Raw genomic sequence first — 18436 nt, forward strand, 5'->3', positions numbered from 1 at the left:
CACATAATTCCTCATATCTTGACCTAGTGAGGAATTTAGACAGAAAAAAGCCCACTTATGTGGGCCAAAATGGTAACCAGTGTTCGGTTGAGTATTACTTTTTCTTTGGCAAGCTCCACGGAAACAGCCAAGCTTGAATCCAGAGTACGGATTTAAACAACAGCAGACTGATGGCTGAGAGAAAGACTAACCCCGCGAAGGCTTGAGGGATTTTAAAGAACGAAGTCGAAAACTGAATGAAATACCCTAATCCTTGTTCGGCCGCGACAAATTCTGCCACCACCGCTCCAATGATGGCCAAGGTGATAGAGACTCGCAAACCGCTAAAAATATGCGGAATGGCATAAGGAATGCGAATTTGCCAAGTCTCACGATATCGGGGGGCTCGTAATGATTGGCTGAGTTCGATCAGTTCTTGCGGTGTTTCCAACATGCCAGTTGTGGTGGAAACCACCAGAGGGAAAAAGGTAATCAAACAGGTAATTAGGACGCGAGACGCATCACCTGTCCCCATTAGGACGATAATCAAGGGGGCAACGGCCACCACAGGGGTGGACTGAATGACCACCAGAACAGGGTAAATGGTACGGTTAAGCAACTCTGAGCGGATTAAGGCAATGGATAAAGGAATACTGATCAGAATGGAGACAATAAAGCCCAATAGCGCAACGCGCAGCGTGGCCCATAGGTGGACCATCCAGCGGGAGAAGCTGACATTAAAAAACGCATTTATGATGGATGAAGGCGACGGCAGAATATAAGTGGGGACATGGCCCAGTCGGCAGATGGACTCCCAGAGGATCAAAAGGCTGATGAAAAAAAGCCAAGGGGCAAAGCGATAGCCCTGCTTTTTAAACCACTGTTTCACTCCGCTGGCCGTTGTCTTTGAGTTATGGGACTGTTGCGGCGCACGAAAAGCCGCTTTAGGCGCGGGAGTGTGGTTCATAAATATGTCCTCTAATGGTCTCGGTAAGTTCGCAGAAACGCGTAGAGTTCATGTCTTTTGCGGTGCGTGGTCTGGGTAGGTTAACGTCGATCAGGTCCAAGACCGTGCCAGGTCGCTTGCTCATCACCAAGATACGGTCAGCGAGTAATACTGCTTCGCTAATAGAATGGGTAATAAACAGCACGGTTTTGGGGTGATCACGCCAAATGTCTAGTAGATCAAAGCCAATCTGTTCCCTTGTTAAGGCATCAAGGGCGGAAAAGGGTTCATCCATTAGTAGAATATCCGGGTTTAGTAATAGGGCGCGTACGATACCAACACGTTGTTGCATACCACCTGAAAGCTCATCAGGCATTTTGTCTGCGAAGCTGGCTAACCCGGTCATGGTGAGTAATTCATCGGCACGCTTTTTATCCTCAAGGCTCACATGACCATACTTGTGTTTCAGTGGGAACAATACGTTTTTTTTGACCGTAAGCCAGGGGAGTAAATTGGGTTTTTGGAACACAATACCCACGTCATCCCTTGGTTCGGTGACGGGTTTATTAAAGACGGAAACCTCACCATGACTGGGAATCAGTAAGCCTGCCACCATGCGCAGTAGCGTCGATTTACCGCAGCCAGATGGGCCAACCACAGAGACAAATTCATGACGATAAATATCGAGGTTGATATGTTGCACAGCCATTGGGCCGTCAGGAGTCGGATCGTAGCAGTGGCCTACGTCTTCCATTCGGACATAGGCGTTTGGTGTCGTCTCTTTTTGAGTCGCTTGGTCGTCGTTATGTGCGACGTTCTCAATAGAAGGGGTTGAAAAAGCATTCATCACGTTCACTGTTATCTTCCTTAAACTCGCCCAAAAAATCGTTTTTGCTGAGAAACGCTATGCTAAGCCGTTTTAATTTGGCGTTGGCATAAACGCTTTATTTACTATTTTTTCAGGATTAAGGGAGTCTGGTGATAAGTCGTTGGCTTTGGCGACGTATTGCCATGTAGTGGTAAGGCGTTTTGCGGTTAACACACCAAATCCATCGCTTTGCGATATCTTGTTGTAGACCAAATCATAAATAGAATGGATTTGCGCGGCAGCAATCTTAGGGTCGACCTCAGGCACGATATCATGTAGATCCTCCCCTGCTTTTTCAGGATGTGCATAGGTATATACAACCGCTTTTTCAAAGGCTTTGATAAAACGCTTAGCTACTTCAGGACGTTCTGACAAAAAGCGATCTGAGGCGATAATAGAGGAACTATAAAGAGACAATCCGCCTTCTGACCAAGGTAGTACGGTAATGGTTTTTCCTGCTTGGGCTGCTTGTGCTTTATACAGAGCGGTATTGGTCACCCAGGCAATAATTGCTTGGGTATTCCCCGTCATTAACATTGGCCCCAATGCACCAGGGTCGGCTTTAATGAGAGTAATATCCTTGTCCGATAGGCCATTTTGTTTGAGTACTAGTGGTAAAAAGGCATTAGAGGAGGTAAAAGGCGAAGTGGCTACTTTCTTACCTGCCAGATCTTTAATGTTGTGGATACCGCTGTTTGATAACACAAAAAAGGCATGAGGAGCTTGGGTGAAGTAGGCGGCTACCGCACTCACCGGCACATCATCTTGTGCTTTGGCAGCCATGAGTGCACCAATGTCGGCCATGCCAATATCAGCCTGCCCTGTGGCTATTTTGGTAATGGCATCGGTTGAGCCTCGTCCTGTGGCGACTTTAACATCTAAATTTTCTGCGCGAAAAAAACCTTCTTGAATACCGATATAGACAGGCGCTTTATCGCCACCAGGGAGCCAATCTAATTGAAAAGTAACATGGTCTGCCGCCGTGGCGGCAGTACAACTTCCTATTGCGATAGCAATAATTGATGAACGAACAAAATTCAACATGCGTTTTTCTCCATTAGATTGTGTTGGCGCTGAGAGTGATCCTATTTATATTTTTAAGACTGAGATAAATGTTTCATATTTGTATCTTTGGTAACAAATGTATTAGCAACAACTGTGCCGAGGCGATATTTTGTGATGAAAAAAATAATGGTTTGAAAAATAAGAAATTTTAAGGATGAAGTAGGTTGCCTAAGACACAAAAGAGTGGTCGTGACGCTCCGTAGGGGTCGTGTTCTGCTTGTTGGTAGCAAACATGTTCCATTTTTGTGCACTTGATTTGTTGAAATTTGCTGGGAAGCATTGGTGTGGGTGCCGTTTTTCTTTATCATGCCCGTTTTTAGTCGGGTCTTGAAAAGGGTGATGCGCGTGCAAACACAAAAAACCGTTATGATCATTGGCGCTGGCCCTGCAGGCTTGATGGCGGCGGAGTACATTTGTGCGCAGGGTCATCAGGTTCACGTCTATGATGCCAAACCCAGTGCCTGCCGTAAGTTTTTGCTGGCGGGGGTGGGAGGCATGAACATTACCCATTCTGAGGCTTATCCTGAATTTATTCAGCGTTATTATGATAAAGCGGATTGGATGGACAAATCGCTACGCCATTTTGATAGTGGTGCACTGCGTGATTGGATCCATGGCTTAGGAATCGAGACTTTTATAGGCTCCTCTGATCGTGTCTTTCCGACGGATATGAAGGCTGCCCCTTTATTGCGCCATTGGTTAAAACGTTTACGAGACAGCGGCGTAAGGTTTCATATGCGCCATAAAATGACTCAGGTATCAGCGCACTCGGCGAGCTTTGACTACTCTGGTGAAACGGTGACGGCGCATGCAGATGCCATTGTCTTAGCGTTGGGTGGGGCGAGTTGGCCTAAGCTTGGCTCAGACGGTGCTTGGTGGGGTGTATTAGATCAAGCCAATATTGGGCTTGCTCCCTTACAAAGTGCCAACTGTGGCTTCCATAGCCATTGGAGTGAGCATCTTCAGAGCAAGTGGGCAGGTCAACCATTAAAGGATGTATCGTTTCAGGTCGCCTTGGAGAACGGTGATATCGTCCGTCGTAAGGGCGAGTGTATTGTGACGCACGACGGTATGGAAGGCAGCCTTATTTATGCCTTTTCCAAATACCTAAGGGATGGAATCAATCGAGACGGTAAGGCGTTATTAACGATCGACCTACTACCGTTACAAGACGACGCTCAGGTCATCACAAAACTCCAACACACCAAACCGAAGGAATCTTTCAGTAAGTATTTAAAGCGCACTGTCGGTATTAGCGGTGTGAAGGCCGCCTTGCTCTATGAAACTTTCACCAAGACAGAGTTTCAAACGCCAGACACGCTGGCGCGTTGTTTGAAACGCCTTCCCGTATGGTTTGACAGAGTGAAACCGATTGACGAAGCCATTTCCTCTGCTGGTGGGGTGTGTGAGCAGAGCGTGAACGATGACCTGATGTTGCTCAACATGCCCGGTGTGTTTTGTGCGGGCGAAATGTTGGATTGGGAAGCGCCCACGGGCGGTTATCTTTTAACGGGGTGTTTTGCGACTGGACGATTAGCTGGACGAGGTGTGTGTGACTGGTTAGCGGCTCAAAAGTGACTGGCACGCTAGTTAGCTCATTATTCTCTGTTACTGATCATGAAAAAACGCCCAATGTTGCCATTGGGCGTTCTCCCGTCGCGCGTTCTATCTCTCTGCTTACTTGTTAGGTCACATCGCCGTTGCTTGCACATGTCACCCCATCATCTATAAGGGCATTAAGAAAAAACGTGTTCATTCGACAGTGGTGCTTAGTAGCTTGTGTTACTAGAACTGGAAGAGTCACTTGAAGTGACGGGCTTCACTGGTGCACCAAAGGTGTACTGAACACCGACAGAAGTCACGTTATTAAGATGACCTGCGTCTACGTCTTTAACCAGACGGAAGTCCGCACGAACTGCCAAATCTTTATTGATCGCATATTTTACACCGCCACCTGCGTTGAGATCGACATTGTCATAGTCGGTGTATTTACCGTATTTAGTACTGCCAATACCAGCAGCCACATACGGTGTTAAATTCACGCTTTGCAGTGTTGGTAGGTTGTAGATACCGTCGAGACGGTATTGATCAACTGCTTGGTGAGTCCCACCACCACTGGGTTTTTGGTTTGAGCGTAAGAAAACGGCTTCGACACCAAATGGGTTATCAAATTGGTAACCTAGTCCAAGAGAGTAGGAGGCATTGTCTTTAAGGTGTAAATCAGAATCTGTATGCATATAGCCAACACTTGGTGTGACAGTGAAGCCTTCTTGTGGGTGCGCGTAAGCCATTGTAGATAAAGAAGAGGCAAGAATGATACTGCCAAAAATAGTACGTTTGTTAAGTGCAATAGACATGTTTTTCTCCTTAATGAACAAGATGTTGTTCGGTTCTGTTGACTACAATACTGGATTTTTTCTGGCTGAAAACCCCTGCCTAAATAAGCAAAAAAAGGGAAGTCAACTAAGCTTGTGCAATCATGACGTTAGATTGACTGATTCGATAGAAAATAGTTGATTTCATTAGGAAAAAATGAATTTTTTTTGGGCAATTCGATCAGTAAAGGTGAAAACTATTACATTTTTTTTTCACTTAAAATTTGCCCTAAAATATTGTGATTGGACTAAGGCGATTAAGGATACTCTGTGTGGAAAGTTTGATGTCATTACGCACTTTTAAGCACTTTTCTTCAAATAAAAAAAGCCCAATAGAAAGTCTATTGGGCCCTAAAGGAATGCAATTTAACCGTCACCATCCAGAGGATAGATCGGGTAGAACATGAAAGCTTATTGCGCTGAGTCAACTACGACAGCAATGACTCGACGGTTTTGCTCACGATGTGCTGGCGTATCATTTGGTACCACAGGCTGTGCTTCACCATAGCCAACGGTCGCCATACGGCTTTGTGGGATGTTGAAGGTGCTGTTTAATACCTGTGCCACAGCAAGGGCACGGTCTTCAGATAGTTTTACGTTGTAAACAGGGTTACCTGTGTTATCTGTGTAACCTTTAATCGTGACGCTTGTGTTTGGATTAGCTTGCATATAAGTCGCTATTTTCTGTAATTTTGGATACACGCTTTGCGGTACGGATACAGAATTTGTTGCAAACTTAATTTCGACTTGTTCTGGTTTAGCGGCGACTGCCTTGGTCGCAGTATTGGCTTGGTCAGTGGCAGTGGTCGCAGCGGCCGCTGTTGTGGTTTGAGCCGTACTCGTTGTTGAGTTATCTACTGTGCTTTGTTTGACTGGTTGGTCATTCGTTGCCGCTGCAGCAGGTTGGTTATCGGTTGAAGTGGCCGCCGCAGGCTGATCAGAGCTGGCGGTTGCTGCAACATTTGGTTGTGATTGCGCAGGTTGTGTGTCCGAAGACGTTTGCTCCATGGTTGCAGTCGTCGTTGTGGGCTCAGAATACGCGGAATCACTATCCGATGTATTGCTCATTGTGGACGCGTGAGCGGGGCCACCGAAGGTATACTGAACACCTAAAGAGGTGACATTATCCAGTTTATTGTCATTGGTGTCTTCGATGACTCGGAAATCACCACGCAATGCTAGATTTTGTGCTAGGGCATATTTGACACCGCCACCAAAGTTAACTTGAGTATGAGTGGTATCGATTCCCTTATTATACTTTACTGCACCAATACCAGCGGCTAAGTAAGGGGTTAGTTTTGTGGTACTAAATTGTTCAATATTATAGATACCATCCAAACGATATTGGTTTACGTCGACTTTATTACCATGTTTTTTGGTATTGGCATTGAGATAATTGAACTCAACTCCCCAAGGATTATTAAACTGATAACCTAGCCCTAATGAGTAAGCGGTATTATCATCAATGTGTGTATCGTTATTAAAATGATAATGACCAATGCTGGGTGTGACAGTAAAGCCCTGGTGTGGTTGTGCAGCAAAAGCCATGGTTGATAAAGATGATGCTGCAATGATGCCACTGAACAGAGTGCGTTTACTAAATAGTATAGACATAATGTTATCTCCTGATTAACCTTGATTGATTAGAGAGTATTAGAATTCGTTTTCTTTCGAGTTTTTCTTTCAATCTGTTTGTGCAATTTGTTTCTGTTTGTTGTTGATCTGCTATCTACATTAGGCTTGTTTTGAGTGTCTGAAAAGCCCCCCTAAATTGCACAAAAAACCAGCACCACACACGCTGTATCGCAATCATGACGGGGGCTTTACTGAATAGGCACTTCCCTAACACTGATCTTGTAAAACCCGTGGAAGAAAATGGGTGGAAAGTGATAAGTCATGACAAGAGATTTTCAATTGAAAAGTGAAAATAATTAATTGTGACACAATTTAGAACTGTAAAACGCCATTCTTGTCGTCTACTAAATGGTTAAACAGGATTCTTTATTTGAGATTAAGGAAGATTTATTTCTATGATAGTGCTCACTAAGAATTAAATGTGGACGTGAGGTTTTTTTAAAATGGTTCGTGCCCAGCGCTTAATTGCACTTATCGATTTGTTACGGCGTCATCGTTATCCGGTGACAGGTAAACATCTTGCTGAAACATTAGGTGTTAGTCTGCGTACTCTGTATCGAGATATTGCCACCTTACAATCGCAAGGAGCCAATATTGAGGGAGAAGCAGGCATGGGATATGTGCTGCGCGCAGGTTTTTTATTACCTCCTTTGATGTTTACAGAAGAAGAGATTGAAGCGCTGGTGTTAGGCGCTCGCTGGGTTGCTGAAAGAACGGACTCTCAATTAAGCGAGGGGGCGAAAAGTGCGCTCAATAAAATTGCGGCCGTTTTACCGATTGAATTAAAAAATATCCTAGACGATACCTCGCTATTAATCGGTCCGAGTAAAGAGTCACTAATGGACACTGTCAATATGGCGGATATTCGTCGAGCGATCCGAGATGAACGTATTCTGTCTATTGTCTACCGCGACCTAAAAGACAACCAATCCGAGCGGCGTATTTGGCCCTTCGCACTGGGGTATTTTGATGAGGTTCGTGTGCTGGTGGCTTGGTGCGAGCTACGACAAGCGATTCGTCATTTTCGAACAGACCGAATTCTTGCTTGTCAATTAGAGGAAACCCGCTACAAAACGCCGCGTCATGTCCTGCTGAAAAATTGGCGCGCGACTTTGAACGCTTCCTAATTCATCGATTTAAAAAGTTTCTGCTGACAGTTTCTGACACGCCTTCTCTTTACTCTTTAGGACATCGGGCAGCGACTCGATGACGTGACAGGGCGAGGTCGCTCTAGATCGCGCATATCACCATTGATAAAGGGGATAATTAACATGGAGCTTTCTAATTTTAGTATTTTGTATGTAGACAATGTGTCTCGCAGCGTGGATTTTTATCGCCCACTGTTAGAGCGAGAGCCCGTTGAAATGAGCGATGGCTTTGCGCTTTTTGTCAGTGATGCGGGGAATAAATTTGGCCTATGGGCGACTTCAGAGGTGCAGCCTACCGTAGAGGCGGCACAGGGGGGTGCGATGGAAGTGGCTTTTATGGTACCGGATGTCACTGCATTACAGGCTCAGTACTCCAAGTGGCAAGCCCTTGGGGTGAATATCCTTCAAGCACCGACAGAGATGGATTTTGGTCTCACGTTTACCATTACGGATCTTGATGGGCATCGACTACGTGTTTTTTGCTATGAGAAAACCGAATAACGTATTGGTTTATGAGGGAGGTGATGGCCTCGGCGGATGAAGTCCGTCGAGGCGTTGCAAAGCGTTTGAGATAAATGGCTTGAGACAAATAACCAAACGAATGGTTTGAGTGTTCAAATTTTTAGAAGGCAATGCTAAAAATTTGCTTGTTGATTGACACGAGTATGAGACCTAGACTCTTCCTATCTGATAAGCGCCCTCATATGATTAATGTTAAGCGATTAATATCGAGTTGGCGCATCATTACTTAATAGAAAGTTTTATGAGGTGTCACAGTATGTTACCAACTTATTTTATCTCCCATGGCGGCGGCCCTTGGCCTTATATCCCAGACATGCGAGCCATGTTCATCAATCTTGAAACGTCATTGGTAAATATGACAAAGCAGTTGCCCGAAAAGCCAAAAGCGATATTGATGATTTCCGGGCATTGGGAGCGACAAACCTTTGGCGTGCAATCCAACCCGGCACCAGGTATGGAATACGACTATTACGGTTTCCCTGCTCATACCTATGAAGTGAAATATCAAGCGCCTGGTGCGCCAGACGTTGCCGTTCGTGTCGCTGAACTCATAAAAAGTGCAGGTTTTCCGGTGGATTTGGATGATAAAAAAGGTTTCGATCATGGTGCGTTTGCTCCCATGGCGGTGATGTATCCTGAAGCGGATATGCCACTCATTCAGCTTTCTCTCAAATCGAACTTAGATCCTGAAGAACATTTGGCTTTGGGTCGTGCATTAGCGCCTCTGCGCGAAGAGGGCATTTTAATTGTCGGCAGTGGCTTGAGTTTTCATAACCTTGGATTAAGAGGTCCACAAGCCATTAAACCATCCAATGCCTTTGATGCCTGGTTACAGGAAACCTTGTTGAACTCTGAACCAGCAGAGCGTAGTGCAAGAGTAGTTGATTGGGACAAAGCACCGTACGCAAGGATTTGTCATCCAAGAGAAGATCATTTGATTCCCTTGATGGTCGCCCTTGGCGCTGCTGAAAAGGGCGAAGCAAGCTGCGTTTATCACGATGAAGGGATCTTTGGTGGCTGGACGGCCTCTAGCTTTCGGTTTGATTAAGTCATTTGCTGAGGTAAACGCTTCTTAGCTCTTAGGTAAAGACATAAACCCCCTATTTTCTTAGCGAAAGCAGGGTGTTTTTTATTGAAGGGTTAAACGGGTTCGCCAGCTTCACCCGCTTCGACGATATCGGTTTCGATAACAGAGTCTTCTAGCCATGACTTCATTGCTGGATGCGCTAACATGGTTTGTTGATAGTCGCGAGCAGCATCCGATAGCTCAATACCATAAGTCTTAAAGCGGAAGATAACCGGGGCAAAGAAGGCATCAGCCAAGCTGAATTCGCCAAATAAATAGGGGCCGTTTGGGGTATGTTGTCTCAACTCCGTCCAAACACGATCGAGTGTGTCCACCTCTTTTTTGGCTTGATCGCTTAGTTCAACGCGACGTTTTGCCCGGCAGTTCATGGGCATTTCGTTGCGAATACCAAAAAAGCCTGAATGCATGTCTGCGACAATAGAGCGAGCCCGTGCTCGCTGGTGTTTATCGGCGGGCCAGCCTTTTCCATCTAAGTAGGTTTCGTTGATGTATTCACAAATGGCGAGTGAATCCCATATGCTCAAATCACCATCCAACAAAACTGGCACCTTGCCAATCGGTGTATATTGGGCAAGCTCTTTGTAGAAAGCCTCAGTAGATAAAGAAAGTTTGATTTCCTCAAATGGAATATTGAATGCTTTTAGTGCCATCCAGCCTCGCAATGACCAAGACGAATAGTTTTTATTGGCGATGATAAGTTTCATGGGGGGAGCTTCCTTTTTGCTGTGTCTTTTGTCTTATAAAGGCATTGTTACCCATTTTGATGAAAAAAACAGTTTATTATGAAATAGCATATGACTCATGTTTTGATTATTTGGCGTATAAGTGAATAGAGGTCTAGTACTCACTCTTAGACAGTGAGCATCGCTTTAGATTGAAAGAAACGATTTGTGCAAAAGTCCTAGGTTTACCTTCGGAGAATTCTAAAAGATAGGCTAGACTTACTTGTTCTTTGAGTTTCTCAAGCGAAATGCTGCTATTTTTGTTCGATTCTGGCAGCTTACTGAGCAAAAACGTCGCCGACCATTCCTTGATGTATCAAAAAAAACTCTGTCACATTCGACAGCTTCGCATACACCAAACCTGTGATAATGTTGCTCCCCTACCATTCTGGCTAGCCCCTCGGCACAAATGGCGGTCCACATAGCGATTAACCCTGCATCCAGTGGGTGGTGGTGTAAGTGCCAATGACCATTTTCATCACATTCAAGTGAAGGCGTTGCTGGGCATTCACTCATAAGAGCGTTTAGCTTTTGTGCGCTTGTTGAAACCTCCCCTTTCCCAAGAAGTACTATGATTTCTCGTAGAACTTTGGCCAGACTGACGAATTCTTCAACGTGATTTTCTTCAAGCCTTTGAAGACTTCCAGGATCTTCGCTGAGGATATCGGTAAGGGTAGAGAAATCAACTTTCCCTTTAAATTCATTGCCTTGAAGCTTGCCAGGCAGTAGCTGATTTACGAATGATAGGCTGATTCTAATCCCTGTAAACTCATAGCTGTCTATGTCCACATTCATGGCCCTCGCATGTGGTGTAACTGTTAAAATGAGATTTATAGGTTTCAATTTTTTCTGTAACTGTTATATTTACTTTTAACAGTTACTCAAGTGAGAAAACTATGAAACCTGTGAGCAAGCTGAAGGCTTTAGTGATATTGATCCTGAGCGTTGCGATTGTACCGATAGTGGATACGATCGCCAAGCTACTCACAAGTACATTAACTCCAAGCTTCCTAGTATGTTCGAGATATCTAGTGAGTTTTCTTATCGCTCTATTGGTCTTTCAAGCCCCAGCTCGGGCATATATCAGTTTTTGTGGAGCAAAATTTCTTCATGTTAGCCGCTCCGCTATTTTGATGCTGTCGATGATATGCTTTTTTTGGTCTATTTCTCGAATTCCAATTGCTATTGCTCTTGGCGGATATTTTACTGGTCCTATTATTGCGACGTTACTCTCCTGTCTATTTTTAAAAGAACCTTTCAGCCTAAGAAATGTTGTTTCTATCGGTTTTTGTTTTATGGGGATAATGTTGATAATAAATCCAGAAAACCTAGATGTTCACTCTGTTTTTCTGTCCATTATAAGTGGATTTTTATATGGTATTTATATAGTGTTAACTCGAGCATCATCTATTTTAGTAAGAGAAGAGGATAATTTATTGATCCAGAATTTTTTTGGATTTTTATTAAGTTTTCCTTTGATTTTTAAAGATTATTTTCCTATTCATCAAATCTCATTAGGTGGGTTGTTTTTCATTTTTTTAATAGGGTTCTTGTCTTTCTTATCTCATGCTTTTTCTTTGATCTCATTTAAGGTCTTAGATGTAAAAACCGCAGCACCATTTCTCTACTTTGAAATAGTTTTTTCAGCTATTCTTGGGCTGATTGTATTTGATGACTTTCCAAGTCTATATTCATGGATAGGAATATTGCTAATTATATTGGGAGGCATTTATAATCTTAAAACCGAGAAGGAGGTTATAAAATCAAAATGGGTGGATAACTAGAAAACGATGTTGAATATCTGAGAAATCAGAGGAGACGATAGATTAGAGAGAGTACAGCCTGTCAAGTACAGACTGATTATTCTCTACATGGATGAATATAGCTCAATTAGAAAGGATCGACTAGATCTGTATCAAATCTTATTCCAGTCATATTCTCTTGGGAAAAAAGAGATCTAAAGCTATCTGTAGCGAAGAGGGTGTGTGTGCCAAAAAGTTTGGATTTAAAGACCTGTTTATCTTTAAGGTCACTGTTTTCAAAGGCTAATGATTTGAAGCCTATTGGGTAGCCATCCTCATAAGATCGAATACATTGAGTTTCATCTTCACTTACAAATGTAAGACAATTGTAGATGTATAGCTGATTACCTTCTGCAAGTAAGGGTAAAAACTCTCCAAATGGTTCGAGAGTATTGGCAAACACGTCATAGGCTTTTTGAGTAAAAATAAGATAGCTTCCCCAATAGGATATAGCTGGTAAAGGCTTATTTTTCCATTCCTCTGCTATATTGCATTTGACACTTTTCCAGCGTGACTTTAGTGACTCATTTGTTCTTGGTTGACTTCGTACTAGAGTTAAATCTTCATCTCCAATAATGTCGGCAAATGCAAACATATCAAGATCAATCACCTCAAAACTGTCTTCAGGGTATTTTATTCTATAAACGGGCATAGGTATTACTTCTCTAATTTTATGTATTTAAAATATTTGATGGGTGAGTACCATTTCTAAGATCTCTCTTCACCTTACTTAACCGTTTTGTAAATACACCTTCGGGTAAATTGTCGTTTGAGAAAAAGTCAGCAATCCATTGTTCATATTTTTGTGTATGTAATGGTCTATGAGATGGTGAATCTGGAGTGGCCCAATCATCAGGTTTGTTTTTTGCAAAATTACGTAACCAAATACCATTGGTAGGATCATTAATTCCAATACCGTAAGCATGCAAGTTTAATCGGCACTGTACCATCAGCATTTTTAGGTGTCGGCCCTTTCCTGGAATAATATGATGGGGCTCATGCATTGTCGTTGGCTTAGGTTCTCCGACTGCAAAGAGATTTTTTGCTAACTTTCTGGTTGGGTGATGGGACTCATAGGATAATTCTTTTATTGATTTCTCACGATTTTCTGAGCGGTATCGTTCTAACTCCTCTTGTAACCTAGCTTGTATTGCTATTTTTCTGCGTTCTAACTTCAGATGGTTCCAATCTTGGTCAATCTTCAAAAGTCGTTTAGCTTTTTCTTCGGATGTCTCATAGACTGATACTTGCGCGTTTTTTGCATTATGAAAGTTACGAGCTTTTAACTCATAATTATAAATTGCCATCTCAAGTGGTGTAGGGTCACTTGGTCTTGTTGGCATTGGGATTTCTGCATATTGTTTTGTCACTTTACTTTACTTTCCTTGTATATGTCATAGATGAAAAATACTAAGTAGCTTTGGTTAGCAAGTCAATTCGAGGCTATTTAATGGTTCACTTTCTACCGCAAGCTAATCACTTTCCAGCCACGTTCGGTGGCGATTTTTTCTAGGGTCGGATCGGGGTCGACTGCGATGGGAAAATGCGCTTTTTCTAGCAGAGGCAGATCGTTGTGGGAGTCGCTGTAGAAGTAGATGTTGTCCATGGTGTGGCCATTGTCTTTGGCCCATTGTTCGGCACGGATGACTTTTCCTTCGCGAAAAGTTGGGGTACCAACGAGCGCCCCTGTTATACGTCCATCTTGATATTCGAGATCAACACCAAGGCTGTGCTTAACACCAAGGTAAGCGGCAATAGGGGCGACCAAATGGGACCCCGTGGCGGAGATAATGATAAGTTCGTCACCGTTTTGTTGATGTTTGGCTAACAGGTCGAAAGCTTTAGGAAGCGCCATCGTTTTCACGACGTCTTGAATAAACTGATGGATTAATGTGGCCCGTTGTTCCGCGTCTAGAATAAACAAAGGCGATAAGGTGTAACGCATGTAGTCTTCAAGGTTTAGGGTGCCAGCATCATACTCAGCCATGTAAGCAAGATTAACGGCTAGGAAGTCATCGGGTGTCGGCAGGTCGCTCGCGGTGATGTATTCCGCAAAGGCTTGGGCGGTATCGCCTGCGACTAAGGTATTATCAAGATCGAAAAAGGCCAGTGCCATGGTGGTTCCTTAAAAATTTCAAAACGATGAGAATGAAAACGCAGTTAAAAAGAAAGACATGACAATTGAATGTCAGTCCGCAAAATAAGGGCAGCTTACCTTTACCCTAAGGCGACGGCAATTAAGCCGATAACGGTGATGGTTACACCGATTACTTTAGGCGCGCGCAGGGATTCTCCAAAGCTGATCACCGCAAATAACACGCCCAGTGGAATGCTCAATTGTCGCAAGGCAACCACGTAGCTGACGTTACTAACAAAGGCCATGCTTAAAATGACTAATGAATAAGTGCCTAACATGAGAGCGCCTGTTAGTAAGCCGATACGCCATTGTGTCATACACATTCTGCCAAATGTCTGCCGTTGTTTTGGGGTGAATAGGACAAACCAGATCATCCATATTACCGAAAAGGCAGCTTGTAAGGTGACATACAAAAGTGACACCTGCCAAGGACTGGCTAGCGGTATGCCTGCTGCATCGGTTAAGGCGCGCATTAAAGCCGTGGCACGATCATCCACTAGGGAGTAGCCTGCTGTGGCGAACGCCGCCAGTAACGCAAATACAGTGGTGCGATTTTGATAATTGCGGAGTCTAAAATCGCTGAAGCTGGGCAATGGAATGAATAAACAGCCAACCACGATCATCACAATGCCCACAACTGCTTGGATAGAAAGAGTGTCTTGCTGACCCAGAAAGAGACTTGAGATGGCGACAATGATCAAAGGTGAAGAGCGAGCAAGAGGATAGGCAATGGACATATCCCCTGAGCGATAGGCTTCCGCTAGCCCCCATAAATACAGTGAGTGAAAAAAGCCTGTGGCGAACAGCAACAAGAGAATATCGCGATGAAAGGCGCAAATTAATGGCCACTGCCAAATAATAACAGGGGAAAATACTAGCGCCCCAGCGATCATGGTTAACAGAAAGAAGCCGAGAGTGGGGCTGGTTTTTTTGCCAAAGAAATTCCACCCCGCGTGCATAAAAGCGGACAACAAAACCAACATGATAGCGGTGAGCGTCATTCCTGTTTTCCTTGTTGATGAGGGCAGCCTGAGATATCAAGTCTGTCCATAAACGCGTTATCTGTGACTGACAAGATAACGCGTTTTTTGTAATGGTGTCTCTTATATCGCACCTTAATAACACCGAGAAGACTTATTTTTTTGTTTGCTAGCGTCTTGGGTCTCTAGGGGCTATTTTTACAAAAGAGTGCATTATTGTCTTGATTTATACAGGTTAGTAGCGGAGATCTAGGGTAGCTTAATAGGGATTTTTGAGGGTGATCAAGGGAGAAGTGAAATACATGGAACAGTTACTGCAGTTGCTTAACGACTTGGAAGAGATATCCTTACAAGATATTTCTCAGGTGCCAGATTCACAACAGCATATTTTAGTAGAACGAATTGAAGCGTTACAGGATGAGTTACGTCTTTTAATGGAGACGGAGTGACTTAGCCTACCTTCACTGTTAAGCATCTGGATACACCGACTCTCGGCACGGGGACATCTTAGTAGTTGCTGTGCCTTTGCATCTTCCTTAATGACATTCGTATTAGAAGTGTCATCCAACATAGGTATAATCATAGTTTATTGAAAGGTGATGATTTGATTGGGTCTTTTTTGATCTTTTTTCACCGCTTCGCTTGATTAATGAGTGACGACCTAGGACGTCATCAGTATGATGCACAGCATCTTTCTAATCAGACGTCGCTGGTCGAACGGATAATGCAACGCCGTCATAAAATACTCATTTTCCGTCTTTATACTTTGCAGATAAATGCACTGAATAATACGGCTTGACTGAAATAAGGTATCGATTATACCGAGGTAAACGTATGCTAAGATTTTTTAAAATCAACAACGGCTTGATTCAAGAAATTCCTAAAGAAGATGATAATTTTGCCACGTTACAACAAGAAGCAGACTGGATTGACGCGGCGGAACCGGATGATGATGAACGTTTACAGCTGCAAGCTATCTTAAGTACGGATTTACCCGAATCGGACGATGTTGAAGAGATTGAGGCATCCGCTCGCTGTTTTGTTGATCAGGCGGGAATTCACGTTCACTCTTTGTTTTTAAATCAAACGGAAGGGCGTCATAAAACCTCGACGGTTGCTTGTATTTTACAAAATGATCGCCTGATTACGATTCGCGAAAGCGAAGTCGCCGATTTCCGGTTACTGCGCATGCGGGCTCGTCGTGGGCAGATTGCGGTGGATTCTCCTGCACAATTATTGGTCACGCTCTTCGAAAATAAAGTAGAGAACCATGCCGATACACTGGAAGACCTGCATCGCCAATTAGAAGGGGTCAGCCATCTTGTTTTGGAAGAGAACGAAAGTGAATTGGACAGTATCATTGAAAAGCTGGCTAGATTAGAGGACAGTAACGGGAAAATTCGTTTGTGTTTGATGGATACCCAACGTGATATCTCCTTCTTGTTACGTCATCTCCGTAATCGCCATGAATACTCAGAAACCTTGCGTGAGATCATGCGAGACGTGGAGACCTTGATGTCTCATACGACCTTTTTGTTCGATAAAATTAACTTCTTGATGAACTCGACACAAGGCTTCATCAACATTGAACAGAACAAGATCATCAAAATTTTCTCCATCGCATCGGTTGTGTTCTTACCTCCTACCTTGGTCGCGAGTATCTACGGGATGAACTTCCATGTTATGCCTGAATTAAACTGGACCTATGGGTATCCGGCGGCGTTAGGTTTGATGGTGTGTTCAGGCTTTGCGCCTTATTGGTACTTTAAACACCGTGGTTGGTTGTAATGCCTAACACGGACTTAAAAAGCCCCAATGAATGCTCTTCATTGGGGCTTTTTAATGCTGGCGTGTTAAGCCTTGGAGTGGGTTGGCGTGATGCCTTTTTGTTTTGCGAAGGAGTAAAAGCCAATCGATACAATAAAGGTCGCGGGGGCGGCAAATGAAGCAATGGCAGAATGCATAATCAGAATACCGACCACGGTGCTGAGTAACCAGGCAATCAAACCGACGAGATTCAAATGGTTGTTTTCAGTCATCATGTCATTGTGACTCTTAAATAAAATATGTGCTAAGGCCACGCCAACCCAAGCGACGACGAACACGCCTTGATAAGCGAGCGCTTGCAAAATGTAAGAAAAGACATTGGATAACATCAAGACGTACACCACCGCACCAACCACAAGAGACCATACCAATTTAGGGGCTTTGATGCGTAAGATGTTATCGAAAAAGGCCTGCATATTTACAGTGGCTAGATAATAGTTCGCAGTGTTAATACGGGTTTGTGTCACCCACACAAACAATAGCCCCCAAATTCCCAAAAGCTTAATGATAGACAGCACCACAGAGACTTCGCTTAAGGCGGCATCTTGTGGAATGCTGGCAATCAGGTAGATACCCACGATACCGTTGAGCAAAAAGGTGATCAGATAAAAAGGCATGCCGAAGTTATAACGAGCATGGTAAGTGCTGTCTTTTGGCTTACCAAAGCGTGCGTAATCAAAGGTGAATAACATTAATACCCAAACGCCCATGTAATAAGTGAAGCAGTTCCACCAGCCAAATGGTGTTGCGTTTGCTGACCCTAAGTTGATCCAGTTAGCCTGATAGCCATATTCGCTAATGGAGACCACCACCGCAGCGATCAACCCTATGATATAAAAGGGTAAGAGGACGCCATTGAATTTATCTAGCCACTTCTGCACACTGCCGAAAATCAACAAGACGCTGTAAACCACAACGATTAAGGCGGCCCATTTGTAATCTAACCATGGGAACATCTTGTTCATGGCAACGGCGATAACAGAGCCTTCAAATACCGCATAATAGATCGCGGTAGAGAAGAAGATAAGCGTGGCAAGGGAGGCGCCAGCAGAGCCAAATAGTCGCCGTGAGAACAAGGCCACGGATAAACCTTCTTTGATCGCGTAACGACTGATAATACCATTGATGATGCCGTAGCTGATGACAGACAGCACCATACCTATGATGGCGTTTTTCGCACCATAGCTCATGGCTAAGGACGCCCCAACCACAATATAAAATATCGCGCTGCAGACCGCCCACCATGCCATAGTAAGAGAAAATGCCCCCATTCTGGCGCCTTCTGGCACGGGGAGGTTGGAGGCATCTTGAGTCGATTCTTGCTGAACTAAACTGGCCATTTT

General features: G+C 43.9%; 19 protein-coding genes. 7 read left to right on the top strand and 12 right to left on the bottom strand.

The window, feature by feature from the left end:
• Window positions 1-94: 94 nt before the first annotated feature.
• The 3 genes from AC0VYI_RS00970 to AC0VYI_RS00980 all read right to left on the bottom strand — a co-directional run bounded on the left by AC0VYI_RS00970 (window position 95) and on the right by AC0VYI_RS00980 (window position 2837).
• Complete coding sequence (locus tag AC0VYI_RS00970; RefSeq protein ID WP_475446677.1) at window positions 95-946, bottom strand: ABC transporter permease; 852 nt, start codon at window positions 944-946, stop codon at window positions 95-97.
• On the bottom strand, window positions 924-1772 hold the full coding sequence (locus AC0VYI_RS00975) for an ABC transporter ATP-binding protein (protein WP_475449851.1): 849 nt from the start codon (window positions 1770-1772) through the stop codon (window positions 924-926). Before AC0VYI_RS00975 ends, AC0VYI_RS00970 begins: the two co-directional genes overlap by 23 nt.
• Before the next feature lie 72 nt (window positions 1773-1844).
• Window positions 1845-2837, bottom strand: a complete 993-nt coding sequence (locus AC0VYI_RS00980) for an ABC transporter substrate-binding protein (protein WP_475446679.1) — start codon at window positions 2835-2837, stop codon at window positions 1845-1847.
• A 366-nt stretch (window positions 2838-3203) separates the two neighbouring features.
• On the opposite strand from AC0VYI_RS00980, the gene AC0VYI_RS00985 reads away from it, so the two are divergent.
• Window positions 3204-4436 (top strand): TIGR03862 family flavoprotein, encoded by a 1233-nt coding sequence (locus AC0VYI_RS00985; protein WP_475446681.1) that lies wholly within the window; start codon window positions 3204-3206, stop codon window positions 4434-4436.
• A 191-nt stretch (window positions 4437-4627) separates the two neighbouring features.
• On the opposite strand, the gene AC0VYI_RS00990 is transcribed toward AC0VYI_RS00985, so the two are convergent.
• Window positions 4628-5215, bottom strand: a complete 588-nt coding sequence (locus AC0VYI_RS00990; protein ID WP_199475583.1) for a porin family protein — start codon at window positions 5213-5215, stop codon at window positions 4628-4630.
• A gap of 429 nt (window positions 5216-5644) precedes the next feature.
• On the bottom strand, window positions 5645-6847 hold the full coding sequence (locus AC0VYI_RS00995) for an OmpA family protein (protein WP_475446683.1): 1203 nt from the start codon (window positions 6845-6847) through the stop codon (window positions 5645-5647).
• A gap of 464 nt (window positions 6848-7311) precedes the next feature.
• Here AC0VYI_RS00995 and AC0VYI_RS01000 point away from each other — a divergent pair, with 464 nt between their 5' ends.
• From AC0VYI_RS01000 to AC0VYI_RS01010, 3 genes are all read left to right on the top strand, one after another.
• Entirely contained in the window at window positions 7312-7995 is a 684-nt protein-coding gene (locus tag AC0VYI_RS01000) for a helix-turn-helix transcriptional regulator (protein WP_475446685.1), read from the top strand.
• A gap of 144 nt (window positions 7996-8139) precedes the next feature.
• Window positions 8140-8517 (top strand): VOC family protein, encoded by a 378-nt coding sequence (locus tag AC0VYI_RS01005; RefSeq protein ID WP_475446687.1) that lies wholly within the window; start codon window positions 8140-8142, stop codon window positions 8515-8517.
• A gap of 277 nt (window positions 8518-8794) precedes the next feature.
• A complete protein-coding gene (locus AC0VYI_RS01010; protein WP_475446689.1) occupies window positions 8795-9586 on the top strand; it encodes a DODA-type extradiol aromatic ring-opening family dioxygenase in 792 nt (263 codons plus the stop codon).
• Between the two features lie 92 nt (window positions 9587-9678).
• Here the strand turns inward: AC0VYI_RS01010 and AC0VYI_RS01015 are convergent, their stop codons facing one another.
• Both AC0VYI_RS01015 and AC0VYI_RS01020 read right to left on the bottom strand, forming a co-directional pair.
• Window positions 9679-10329: a glutathione S-transferase family protein gene (locus tag AC0VYI_RS01015; protein WP_475446691.1), complete on the bottom strand. Its 651-nt coding sequence runs from the start codon at window positions 10327-10329 to the stop codon at window positions 9679-9681.
• A 237-nt stretch (window positions 10330-10566) separates the two neighbouring features.
• The gene (locus AC0VYI_RS01020; protein ID WP_233407612.1) at window positions 10567-11142 is read right to left on the bottom strand and encodes a CGNR zinc finger domain-containing protein; all 576 of its coding nucleotides are present in this window, start codon (window positions 11140-11142) and stop codon (window positions 10567-10569) included.
• A 101-nt stretch (window positions 11143-11243) separates the two neighbouring features.
• Between AC0VYI_RS01020 and AC0VYI_RS01025 the strand changes: the two genes are divergently transcribed.
• The gene (locus AC0VYI_RS01025) at window positions 11244-12131 is read left to right on the top strand and encodes a DMT family transporter (protein WP_475446693.1); all 888 of its coding nucleotides are present in this window, start codon (window positions 11244-11246) and stop codon (window positions 12129-12131) included.
• A gap of 106 nt (window positions 12132-12237) precedes the next feature.
• On the opposite strand, the gene AC0VYI_RS01030 is transcribed toward AC0VYI_RS01025, so the two are convergent.
• The 4 genes from AC0VYI_RS01030 to AC0VYI_RS01045 all read right to left on the bottom strand — a co-directional run bounded on the left by AC0VYI_RS01030 (window position 12238) and on the right by AC0VYI_RS01045 (window position 15287).
• Complete coding sequence (locus AC0VYI_RS01030) at window positions 12238-12801, bottom strand: hypothetical protein (RefSeq protein WP_475446695.1); 564 nt, start codon at window positions 12799-12801, stop codon at window positions 12238-12240.
• A 19-nt stretch (window positions 12802-12820) separates the two neighbouring features.
• The gene (locus tag AC0VYI_RS01035) at window positions 12821-13519 is read right to left on the bottom strand and encodes an AHH domain-containing protein (protein ID WP_475446698.1); all 699 of its coding nucleotides are present in this window, start codon (window positions 13517-13519) and stop codon (window positions 12821-12823) included.
• Between the two features lie 92 nt (window positions 13520-13611).
• Window positions 13612-14265, bottom strand: a complete 654-nt coding sequence (locus AC0VYI_RS01040) for an HAD family hydrolase (RefSeq protein ID WP_475446700.1) — start codon at window positions 14263-14265, stop codon at window positions 13612-13614.
• Between the two features lie 101 nt (window positions 14266-14366).
• Window positions 14367-15287: an EamA family transporter gene (locus AC0VYI_RS01045; protein WP_475446702.1), complete on the bottom strand. Its 921-nt coding sequence runs from the start codon at window positions 15285-15287 to the stop codon at window positions 14367-14369.
• Window positions 15288-15568: 281 nt separating this feature from the next.
• Here AC0VYI_RS01045 and AC0VYI_RS01050 point away from each other — a divergent pair, with 281 nt between their 5' ends.
• Both AC0VYI_RS01050 and corA read left to right on the top strand, forming a co-directional pair.
• Window positions 15569-15715 carry a hypothetical protein gene (locus AC0VYI_RS01050; RefSeq protein ID WP_199475571.1) on the top strand — a complete coding sequence of 49 codons (147 nt, stop codon included), beginning with the start codon at window positions 15569-15571 and terminating at the stop codon, window positions 15713-15715.
• A 385-nt stretch (window positions 15716-16100) separates the two neighbouring features.
• Window positions 16101-17054 carry a magnesium/cobalt transporter CorA gene (gene corA / locus AC0VYI_RS01055; protein WP_199475570.1) on the top strand — a complete coding sequence of 318 codons (954 nt, stop codon included), beginning with the start codon at window positions 16101-16103 and terminating at the stop codon, window positions 17052-17054.
• Window positions 17055-17119: 65 nt separating this feature from the next.
• Here the strand turns inward: corA and AC0VYI_RS01060 are convergent, their stop codons facing one another.
• A complete protein-coding gene (locus tag AC0VYI_RS01060; protein ID WP_475446705.1) occupies window positions 17120-18433 on the bottom strand; it encodes a purine-cytosine permease family protein in 1314 nt (437 codons plus the stop codon).
• Window positions 18434-18436 lie beyond the last annotated feature (3 nt).

This window comes from Marinomonas sp. 63XJN7_9_ISO-PGPR-S23-217 (genome assembly GCF_056173515.1).